The sequence below is a fragment of the Geodermatophilus sp. SYSU D01176 genome, from assembly GCF_054050015.1.
In genome coordinates this window covers 63,550-73,052 of sequence record NZ_JBJGYN010000024.1, presented here as the reverse complement: position 1 = coordinate 73,052, position 9,503 = coordinate 63,550, and the positions used below count along the sequence as shown (strand labels likewise).

The following is a 9,503-nucleotide window of genomic DNA, read 5'->3' as shown; positions in this document are numbered from 1 at the left end:
CCCCCCCCCCCCCCCCCCCCCCCCCCCCCCCCCCCCCCCCCCCCCCCCCCCCCCCCCCCCCCCCCCCCCCCCCCCCCCCCCCCCCCCCCCCCCCCCCCCCCCCCCCCCCCCCCCCCCCCCCCCCGCCTCCACGCCACTTCAGCCCCTGCTCCCTCCTGTAAGCAGGGTCTGAAGCCGCGAGAGGGAGAGGTGAGGAGCGGGATGCCGAGGACCAGTGCCGGGCTGCTGCTCTACCGACGGCACCCCGAGCGCGGCGTGGAGGTGCTCGTCGGGCACATGGGCGGGCCGTTCTGGGCGCGCAGGGACGCCGGCGCCTGGTCGATTCCCAAGGGGGAACACGGCCCCGACGAGGACCCCCGGGACGTCGCGCTGCGCGAGTTCGCCGAGGAGATGGGGAGCCCGGCCCCCGCCACCGACCTCGTGCTGCTGGGCGAGGTCCGGCAGTCCGGCGGCAAGCGACTCACCGCCTGGGCCGCGGAGGGCGACCTCGACGCGGCGGCCACGGTCAGCAACACCTTCTCCCTCGAGTGGCCGCCGCGCTCGGGCCGCGTGCAGGAGTTCCCCGAGATCGACCGCGCCGCCTGGATGACCGTCGACGACGCGCGGGAGAAGCTCGTGACCGGCCAGGTGCCGCTGCTGGACCGGCTGCTCGAGCTGCTCGGCTGATCCGCTCCGCAACGGTCCTGCGACAGCTCGTCCCACCCGTCCCACGCCCCGCCGCAGCGGGCCGGGGCCTGGCAGGGTGCGCGCGAGTGAAGTCGCCGGACTTCCCGGGTGTGAGGAGGACGCCGATGTCGGCGTGTGCGAAGTGCGGCGCGGCCCGCCAGCAGGGCCGGTTCTGCGTCGGTTGCGGCGTGGCGGTCCCGCCGGCTGCGTCCCCGTCGCCCCGCCCGCGCTCGCCGCTGGCCGACGAGCTGACCCAGCCGGTGCTGCGCCTGGACCGCCCCTCGAAGCCGGCCGTCCCCGCCCGCTGAGTCCCGCCCGCCCGGGTCGCGACCGCGGCCCGGGCGGAGTCGACGTGTCGACACGACGTGACACGGTTCACAGCAAGCGATGCGCTTGCAGGAGTTAGCAAGCGCCGAAGTCGGGCATGGTCTGTGACGTCAGGTCATCCCCGATGTCTGGAGTCCTCCCGTCATGGCCGACAACGCCAAGATCATCAACCAGCTCCGCGCCCTCGTGCTGCTGACCCAGACCGAGGAGCAGGTCGCTCGTACCCGCGTCTCGCAGGCCCGCACCGAGGCCGTGCGTCGTGAGCTGACCCAGAACGCCGACAACGCCGCCGAGCGGACCCGGGCCATCACCGACCAGCTGCGCGCCCTCGGTGGCGTGCCGGACGTCGTCACCCCGGCCGTGGGCCGCCTCTCCGCCGTCCTCAAGGCCGGCTTCGAGCAGGTCGAGCCGCTCGAGGAGGCCCTGCTGCAGGACCTCTCCCTGGAGCACCAGCTGCTCGACCGCGCCACCTACCTCAAGGTGCTCGCCGAGCAGGCCGAGCTGCCGAAGGTCCGCCAGCTCGCCGAGCGGCTGATCACCGCGCACCAGGCCACCGTCGAGTGGCTCACCGTCGTCCTCGCCGAGGAGGCCATGGGCGGCCCGGCCGCGCTGCAGGCCACCGCGCTGCAGCGGGTCGCCGGCACCGCCGCCCGCGCCGCCAACGCCCCGGTCCGCTTCTGGGCCAACCGGGTCAACGAGGTCGTCGAGTCCGTGCACCAGCGTCGCGAGCAGGCCGGCGAGCGGCTGAGCGAGGCGACCGACAAGGCCTCGTCGTTCACCGACGCCGTCCGCGAGACCCTGACGGTCGGCCGCAGCGCCGCCCTGCGCCGGGCCGAGCGGATCGCCCGTCGTGAGGGCAACAAGGACGCCGCCGACGCCGCCCGCGCCGCCCGCGAGGAGCTCGGCGACGTCAGCGCCGACGAGCTGCCGATCAAGGGCTACGACTCGCTGTCGACGCAGGACGCCATCAAGGCGGTCAAGCAGCTCAAGACCGCGCACGACGTCCGGGTGATCATCCGCTACGAGGAGACCCACAAGAACCGGACCAGCGTCGTCAACGCCGCGCAGACCCAGGTCGCCGCGCTGGCCAAGGAGGCCGTGGGCGTCGACAGCTGACGCCGCACCGCCCCACGCGAGGGCCCGCTCCCACCTGGGGGCGGGCCCTCGCTGCCGTCCGGGGAGGTCACCACGTGCACGGGCGGGCGCGGTCGGTCCGGGCTCGCTGGTGGGGGGAGATCTCCGTCGCACCGGGTTTGACCGCCCGAGGCTGCCGGGGATGGGATGCGGCATGCGCAACACACCCGACGCCCTCGAGCACGAGTTCTCGCTGACGACGGCCGTCACCCGCCTGGACTTCCTCAGCCGGCGGGACAGCGGGGAGACCACGCTGAACACGGTCGAGGACGTCGACGCCGACGACTGGTCGTCGTTCAAGGCCGCGGCCACGTCGCTCGACGTCCCGGAGTCGCTGGAGCTGCTGGCGCTGGGCGAGGTCGTCGCCCGCAAGGCCCGGGACAGCCAGCTGACCGGGTTCCGGGCCGCGCTGCGCGGCGGCGCCTCGTGGGAGCAGATCGCGGAGGCGCTCGACGTCCGGCCCGAGGAGGCGTGGACCCGCTACCACGCGCTCATCGAGCGCCAGGAGCGCTCTCGCGTGCTCGACGCCGACGCCGCCGAGGCCGCTCGCGGGCTGGCCGGGACCCGCCCCCGCTGACGGAGGCTCCCCGCAGGGCCGTTCCACCAGGCTCGCGACGCGGCGCACGCACCGGTTCCCCTGCGGCGGCCTTTCCGCTGGACTGGCCCTGCCGGCGTCGTCCGCGGCAGCCGCCACGGGGGCGCCGGTGACCGAGCAACCGTCGAGGAGGAACGCGATGAGCCAGGCCACCGAGACCGGCGACGTCACCGGCACCAAGGACAAGGACTACAACCTCATCTGGTTCACCGAGCAGTGCCTGAACAACGCGCTGCGCCTGGAGACCTACATCAAGGACGCGGAACGGGACGGTGACAACGAGCTCGCCGACCTGTTCCGCAAGGCGCAGAGCGACAGCCGCAAGGGTGCCGAACAGGGCAAGGCGCTGCTGCGCTCCCGCATGGGCGGCTGAGTCCCCGCGACGGAGGCCGGGGCCGGACGTCGTCCGGCCCCGGCCTCTCGTCGTCCCCGGCGGGCCTCGACGGGCGGGTCAGCGCTGCAGCAGCGCGAAGGTGGCGACGGCGTGCGCGACCGCCTCGCCGTCCTGCTCGACGTCGGCCTCGCAGACGGTGAGGTGCTTGCCGCGGGTGCGGACCCGGCCGGTCACCACGAGCGGTCCGGGGCTCCCGGCGCGCAGGTAGGTCACGGTCAGCTGGCTGGTCGCCGGGACCTCGCCCTCGCCGGTGGTGGTCCGCACGGCCTGGCCCATGGCGGTGTCGACCAGCGTGGCCAGCACGCCGCCGTGCAGCGTCCCGGCCGGGTTGAGGTGCTCCTCGCGCACCTCGAACGCGATCCGGGCGCCGCCGTCGTCGGCGTCCTCCACCTGTGCGCCGATCCGCTGCGCGAAGCCCCCCGGGCCCGTCTGCTGTCCCATGGGGCCGCGCTACCCGCGGCGCGCGGATCCGACCCGTGCGGCGGGCTCGTGCCGGAGCGGCCGGGGCCCTAGCGTCGGGGCATGACCGCACCGCAGCAGACCCTGGACCGGTGGGCCGACGGCGAGCGGCTGTTCGCCACCGCGCTGGGCCGGCTGACCGACGAGGAGCTCGACCGCCCGTCGCTGCTGCCCGGCTGGGACCGCCGGCACGTGGTGGCGCACGTCGCCCGCAACGCCGACGCCCTGATCAACCTGCTGACCTGGGCCCGCACCGGCACGGAGACGCCGATGTACCCCTCCCGCGAGGCCCGGGACGCCGGCATCGCCGAGGCCGCCGCACTGGACGCGCCACGGCTGCGCACGGAGTTCATCTCGGCCACGGCCCGGTTCGCCGACGCCGTCCGCGGGCTGCCCGGACCGGCGTGGTCGGCGACGGTGCGCACCATGCAGGACCGTGAGGTGCCCGCCACCGAGGTGCCGTGGATGCGCTGCATCGAGGTGGTCGTGCACGCGGTGGACCTCGACGCCGGGGTGGGCTTCGCCGATGTCGCCGAGGACGTGCAGGCGGCGATCTGCGAGGCGGTGCTGGCCGCCTGGGCGCGCCGCGGGGAGACCCCCGACGTCGTCCTCTTCGCCGGCGACCGGGAGTGGGGGAGCGGGGCGGTGGCCGTCTCCGGGTCGCTGCCGGCGGTGACCGGCTGGCTCACCGGTCGCAACCGGGGCGAGGGGCTGACGGCGGACGGCGCCCTGCCGAGGCTGCCCCGCTGGATCTGACGGGCCGTTCCGGGAGAGATCCTCCCGACCGTGTCGATCCGGGGGGTGCCCGTTCGACGTGGGAGTGGGGGACGGTGGACCGCCGGCCGACCGGGCCGCGACCGCTCCCGCCCGAGGAGGGACCCCGATGCGTTTCATGGTGATCGTCAAGGCCAGCCAGGACAGCGAGCGCGGCGTGATGCCGACCGAGCAGGAGCTCACCGAGATGGGCGCCTACAACGAGGAGCTGGTCCGGGCCGGCGTGATGCTCGCCGGTGAGGGCCTGCACCCGAGCTCGAAGGGCTTCCGCGTCCGCTACGACGCCGACGGGAAGAGCACCGTCGTGGACGGCCCGTTCACCGAGACCAAGGAGTTGATCGCGGGCTTCTGGATCCTGCAGGTGAGCTCGCGCGAGGAGGTGGAGCAGTGGGTGCGGCGGGCGCCGTTCCGGGAGGGCGAGGTGGAGGTCCGGCAGGTGTTCGAGGCCGACGACTTCGGCGACGCGATGACCCCTGAGCTGCGCGCGCAGGAGGACCGGATGCGGGCGACCGTCGAGCAGCAGCACGGTGCCTGAGGACAGCCCGGGGAGCATCGCGGCGCGGAACGAGCGAGGAGCGGACCCGGGCGCGGGGTCCCGCCCATGACACGCCCTGACGCCGGCCGGGGCGCGGCGGTGAGCAGCGGGACGACGACGCACCGGGTCGTCGAGGCCGTCTGGCGGATCGAGTCCGCCAAGCTCGTCGCCGCCCTCGCCCGGGTCACCGGGGACGTCGGCCTGGCCGAGGAGCTGGCCCAGGACGCGCTGGTCGCGGCGCTGGAGCGCTGGCCGGAGACCGGGGTCCCCGACAAGCCGGCCGCCTGGCTGATGGCCACCGCCAAGCACCGGGCGGTCGACGTGTTCCGGCGCGCCGAGCGGCTGGAGCGCAAGACCGCGGAGCTGGGCCGCGAGCTGGTCGAGGCGGAGGAGTCCGACCGGGCCGCGGCCTGGGTGGAGGCGCTGGACGAGGTGGTCGAGGACGACCTGCTGCGGCTGGTGTTCACCGCCTGCCACCCGGTGCTCTCCCGCGAGGCGCGGGTGGCGCTCACCCTCCGGCTGCTCGGCGGGCTGACCACCGCCGAGATCGCCCGCGCCTTCCTGGTCCCGGAGTCGACCGTCGCGCAGCGCGTCGTCCGCGCCAAGCGCACCCTCGCCGCGGCGCACGTGCCCCTCGAGCTGCCCACCGCCGCGGACCTGCCCGCCCGGCTGGCCTCGGTGCTCGAGGTCGTCTACCTGGTGTTCAACGAGGGCTACGCGGCCACGGCGGGCCGCGACTGGACCCGGCCGGAGCTCTGCTCGGAGGCGCTGCGGCTGGGCCGCGTGCTGGCCGAGCTGACGCCGCGGGAGCCGGAGGTGCACGGCCTGGTGGCGCTGATGGAGCTGCAGGCCTCCCGCATCCGCGCCCGCACCGGCCCGGACGGCGCCCCGGTGCTGCTGCTCGACCAGGACCGCGGCCGCTGGGACCACGTCCTCGTCGGCCGCGGCCTGGCGGCGCTGCGCCGCGCCGAGCGGACCGGCGCGGGCCTGGGCCCCTACGGCCTGCAGGCGGCGATCGCGGCCTGCCACGCCCGCGCCCGGACGGCGGAGGAGACCGACTGGGTGCGCATCGCCGCTCTCTACGAGGCGCTGGCCGAGCTGGCGCCGTCCCCCGTGGTGGAGCTCAACCGGGCCGTCGCGGTCTCCCGCGCCTACGGCCCGGCCGCGGGCCTGGAGATCGTCGACGCGCTGACGGAGGTGCCGGTGCTGCGCGGCTACCACCTGCTCCCCGCGGCCCGGGGCGACCTGCTGCTGCAGCTGGGCCGGACCGCGGAGGCGCGGGCCGAGTTCGAGCAGGCCGCCGGCCTCACCCGCAACGAGTGCGAGCGAGCCCTGCTGCTCGACCGTGCGGCCGGGTGCGCGCCCGGGTGACCGGCCACGCCATCGTGCGGTGAGTGTGGTCTCGGCCCGGCCGGAGGCCACCTCCGGCGCACAGCCACCAGAGCACGGCCCGGCCCGCGCCGCCTCGGGGTCGCCCGATAGCTGAACGTCACGGTCTCGTAGAGTGTGGCGTTTCCGGCGTCACGGGGGAGCCGGGCCGCTGCCCGGGCCGGGTCCGCGCGAGACGCCACGGTTGCACTCCGCACCCGCCCGGGTACCGGGGGCGGGCCTCCCGTCCCCGAGCCTCCGGAGTGGTCCGTGGAGCCGACCGAGCCGCCCGTGCCCGAGCTGCAGACCATGCCGCTGGGCCTGTACGACGTCGTGCAGTTCGCCGTCCTCGGCGCGGGCTTCGCCCTGTTCGCCTACTTCCTGTACGCGCTGACCAGCCGGGACGAGGTCTCCGCCCGGTACCGGCCCTCGGCCTACGCGGGCCTGTGCCTGGCCGCGGTCGCGACGGTGGCCTACCTGCTGCTGTACCTCGACTGGGACAGCGGCTTCCGGCTCGAGGGCGGCGTGTACGTGCCGAACGAGGAGGCGCGGACGACGGAGAGCACCCGGTACATCGACTGGTCGGTCACCGTGCCGCTGCTGACCGTCGAGCTGCTCGCCGTCTGCTCGGTCGCCGGGGCCGCCGCCCGCCGGCTGCGCTCCAGCGTCATGGCCGCGGCCTTCCTGATGATCGTCACCGGCTATCTGGGGTCGCAGGTGCTCGACCAGGGGCGGGACCGGGTCGCCCTGGTGGTGTGGGGCCTGATCAGCACCGCGTTCTTCGCCTACCTCTACGTGGCGCTCATCGGCGCGGTGCGCCGGTCGCTGCCGACCATGGGCCCCGAGGCGGCGGTCAGCCTCCGGAACGCCACGATCGTGCTGCTCAGCAGCTTCGGCGTCTACCCGCTGGTCTACGCGGTCCCCGTCTTCGCCGACGTCACCCCGGCCTGGTTCACCGCCATGCAGGTCGGCTACTCCGCGGCCGACGTGGTGGCCAAGGTCGGCTTCGGCATCCTCGTGCACAAGGTCGCCAAGCTGCGCACGGCCGAGGACGTCGCGGCCGGGATGGACACGCACCCGGAACCGGTGTGGTCGAGCAACATCCACAAGAGCGACGGCGTGCTCCCCGAACTCGGGCGGGGCGCCCGTCGCCACGCGGAGATCTGAGAGCGGTGTGCCGATCGGTCGACGGTGCGTGCCGTCGCAGCGGCCCTTCGCCGACCGACCCGAGAACCGCTGTGCGGGAGGACCCCGTCCTCCGCGGCCCGCGCAGGCCCGGGCCCCTGGACGGGGCCGCGGGTTCAGGGCAGCCGGGCCAGCAGCGCCCGGGCGAACGCCTCGGCTGCCGGGTCCTCCGGTGTGGTCGCCGCCGCGGCCCGCAGCCAGTCCGCCAGCGGGGCGGCCAGCGCGGGGGAGAGCGCGGTGATCCACGCCGCGGTGCCGGCCCGCGCCTCGGCCACGTGCGCGGTGCCGCCGTCCGGCGCGTGCGCGACGACCTCGGGGCGGGTCGCGAGCAGCCCGCCGGTCCGCCAGTCGCCGGGCGTCGTGCGAGCCGCGAGCGCCTCCAGCCGGTCGGCCGCCGTCCGCAGTGTGGCCCCGTACAGGGGCCCGCCCCGAGCTCGCGAGGGGCGGGGAGGACGGGGTCCCTTCTCCACCCTCAGGCCGGCTCGCGGCGCATCGGGACGTGCGGGATGCCGTCCTCGACGTAGCCGGGGCCGCTGCGGCGGAACCCGAACCGCGCGTACCACCCCTCCAGGTGGGCCTGCGCGCCCAGCGTGATCGGCACGCCGTCGCACAGCGCGATGCCGGCCTCGACCAGCCGCGCGGCCAGCCCCTCCCCGCGGTGCGCGGCCGCGGTCGCGACCCGGCCGATCGCCCGGGTGCCGCCGTCGTCGAGCACCCGGATGGTGGCCGCGACGCCGCCCTCGCCGTCCTCGAACCACAGGTGCACCGTGCCCGGCTCGACGTCCCGCCCGTCCAGCTCCGGATAGGAGCACGCCTGCTCGACGACGAACACGTCGACCCGCAGCCGGCACAGCCCGTAGACCTCGGCGCCGGTGAGCTCGGCGAAGCGGGCGGTGCGCATGCGGAGCGGTGCGGCGGTCATGCGGAGAGTTGTAGTCGATGGGGCAGGTCCGCCCTGCTGCCGCCCGTGGTACACCTTCTGCTGAGGTTTGGCTTGCCTATCTTCTGGAGTTCCAACGTGACCAGGCTCGTGCGGACCACCGCGACCACCCTGTCCGCCCTCACCGTCGCCGGTGTGCTCGCCGGCTGCGGCGGCGGTGACGCGGAGGCCGCCGAGACGCTGACGGTCTACAGCGCCCAGCACGAGAGCCTGGTCCGCACGATGCTCGAGGGCTTCACCGACGAGACCGGCATCGCGCTGGAGTTCCGCGACGCCAACGACGCCGAGCTCGCCAACCAGATCGTGCAGGAGGGCGACGCCAGCCCGGCCGACGTCTTCCTCACCGAGAACAGCCCGTCGATCGACGTCCTCGACCGGGAGGGCCTGCTCGCCCCGCTGGACCAGGCGACCCTCGACCAGGTCGGCGCGCAGTACCGGCCCTCCTCGGGCAACTGGACCGGCTTCGCCGCTCGGTCGACCGTGCTGGTCTACAACCCCGCGCAGCTGCCCCCGGACCAGTTGCCCGCGTCGATCCTGGACCTGGCCAAGCCCGAGTGGGAGGGCCGGATCGGCATCGCCGCGGGCGGCGCGGACTTCCAGGCGATCGTCGCCGGCGTCCTGGCGCTGCGCGGCGAGGAGGCGACCCGCGCCTGGCTCGAGGGCCTGGAGCGCAACGCCGGCGTCTACCAGAGCAACACCGCCGTGATGACCGCCGCCGACGAGGGCGAGATCGACGCCGGCGTCATGTACCACTACTACTTCTACCGGGACCGCGCCGAGAACGGCCTGAAGAGCGACGACGCCGAGCTGCACTACTTCCGCAACTCCGACCCGGGCGCCTTCCTCAGCGTGTCCGGCGCCGGCGTGCTCGCGTCGTCCGACCAGCCCGAGGAGGCCCAGCAGCTGGTCGCCTACCTGACCGGTCCGGAGGCGCAGCAGCGGCTGGCCGAGAGCACCGCGCTGGAGTACGCCGTCGGCAACGGCGTCCCCTCCGCCGAGGCGCTGCCGCCGCTGGCCGAGCTGCAGGCGCCGCAGGTCGACCCCGGGTCGCTGGACCAGCAGCGGGTCACCGAGCTGATGCAGGACGTGGGGCTGCTCTGAGCACTCCCGCGTCGCCGGCCACCGG

The 9,503-nt window shown here is 75.2% G+C and carries 13 protein-coding genes; 10 read left to right on the top strand and 3 right to left on the bottom strand.

The genetic code is table 11. The features are described from left to right. Positions 1-201: 201 nt before the first annotated feature. From ACI78Z_RS14485 to ACI78Z_RS14465, 5 genes are all read left to right on the top strand, one after another. The gene (locus tag ACI78Z_RS14485) at positions 202-666 is read left to right on the top strand and encodes an NUDIX domain-containing protein (RefSeq protein ID WP_457037232.1); all 465 of its coding nucleotides are present in this window, start codon (positions 202-204) and stop codon (positions 664-666) included. Between the two features lie 125 nt (positions 667-791). Beyond that, entirely contained in the window at positions 792-974 is a 183-nt protein-coding gene (locus tag ACI78Z_RS14480; protein ID WP_457037231.1) for a hypothetical protein, read from the top strand. A gap of 163 nt (positions 975-1,137) precedes the next feature. Further along, a complete protein-coding gene (locus ACI78Z_RS14475) occupies positions 1,138-2,109 on the top strand; it encodes a ferritin-like domain-containing protein (protein ID WP_457037230.1) in 972 nt (323 codons plus the stop codon). Between the two features lie 172 nt (positions 2,110-2,281). Beyond that, positions 2,282-2,704, top strand: coding sequence for a hypothetical protein (locus ACI78Z_RS14470; protein ID WP_457037229.1), 423 nt, complete (start codon positions 2,282-2,284; stop codon positions 2,702-2,704). Positions 2,705-2,861: 157 nt separating this feature from the next. Further along, on the top strand, positions 2,862-3,095 hold the full coding sequence (locus ACI78Z_RS14465) for a hypothetical protein (protein WP_457037228.1): 234 nt from the start codon (positions 2,862-2,864) through the stop codon (positions 3,093-3,095). Between the two features lie 78 nt (positions 3,096-3,173). Here the strand turns inward: ACI78Z_RS14465 and ACI78Z_RS14460 are convergent, their stop codons facing one another. Continuing rightward, positions 3,174-3,557 carry a PaaI family thioesterase gene (locus ACI78Z_RS14460; RefSeq protein WP_457037227.1) on the bottom strand — a complete coding sequence of 128 codons (384 nt, stop codon included), beginning with the start codon at positions 3,555-3,557 and terminating at the stop codon, positions 3,174-3,176. A gap of 81 nt (positions 3,558-3,638) precedes the next feature. Here ACI78Z_RS14460 and ACI78Z_RS14455 point away from each other — a divergent pair, with 81 nt between their 5' ends. The 4 genes from ACI78Z_RS14455 (at position 3,639) to ACI78Z_RS14440 (ending at position 7,419) form a co-directional block, all read left to right on the top strand. Next, positions 3,639-4,331, top strand: coding sequence for a maleylpyruvate isomerase family mycothiol-dependent enzyme (locus ACI78Z_RS14455; RefSeq protein WP_457037226.1), 693 nt, complete (start codon positions 3,639-3,641; stop codon positions 4,329-4,331). A gap of 127 nt (positions 4,332-4,458) precedes the next feature. Further along, complete coding sequence (locus ACI78Z_RS14450) at positions 4,459-4,884, top strand: YciI family protein (RefSeq protein WP_457037225.1); 426 nt, start codon at positions 4,459-4,461, stop codon at positions 4,882-4,884. Positions 4,885-4,950: 66 nt separating this feature from the next. Beyond that, complete coding sequence (locus ACI78Z_RS14445) at positions 4,951-6,255, top strand: RNA polymerase sigma factor (RefSeq protein WP_457037224.1); 1,305 nt, start codon at positions 4,951-4,953, stop codon at positions 6,253-6,255. A gap of 267 nt (positions 6,256-6,522) precedes the next feature. Then, positions 6,523-7,419, top strand: coding sequence for a bacteriorhodopsin (locus ACI78Z_RS14440; protein WP_457037223.1), 897 nt, complete (start codon positions 6,523-6,525; stop codon positions 7,417-7,419). Positions 7,420-7,553: 134 nt separating this feature from the next. On the opposite strand, the gene ACI78Z_RS14435 is transcribed toward ACI78Z_RS14440, so the two are convergent. Then, positions 7,554-7,907, bottom strand: coding sequence for a hypothetical protein (locus tag ACI78Z_RS14435; RefSeq protein ID WP_457037222.1), 354 nt, complete (start codon positions 7,905-7,907; stop codon positions 7,554-7,556). 2 nt (positions 7,908-7,909) lie between these two features. After that, the gene (locus ACI78Z_RS14430; protein ID WP_457037221.1) at positions 7,910-8,359 is read right to left on the bottom strand and encodes a GNAT family N-acetyltransferase; all 450 of its coding nucleotides are present in this window, start codon (positions 8,357-8,359) and stop codon (positions 7,910-7,912) included. 96 nt (positions 8,360-8,455) lie between these two features. On the opposite strand from ACI78Z_RS14430, the gene ACI78Z_RS14425 reads away from it, so the two are divergent. After that, positions 8,456-9,478, top strand: coding sequence for an iron ABC transporter substrate-binding protein (locus ACI78Z_RS14425; protein ID WP_457037220.1), 1,023 nt, complete (start codon positions 8,456-8,458; stop codon positions 9,476-9,478). Positions 9,479-9,503: the final 25 nt, after the last annotated feature.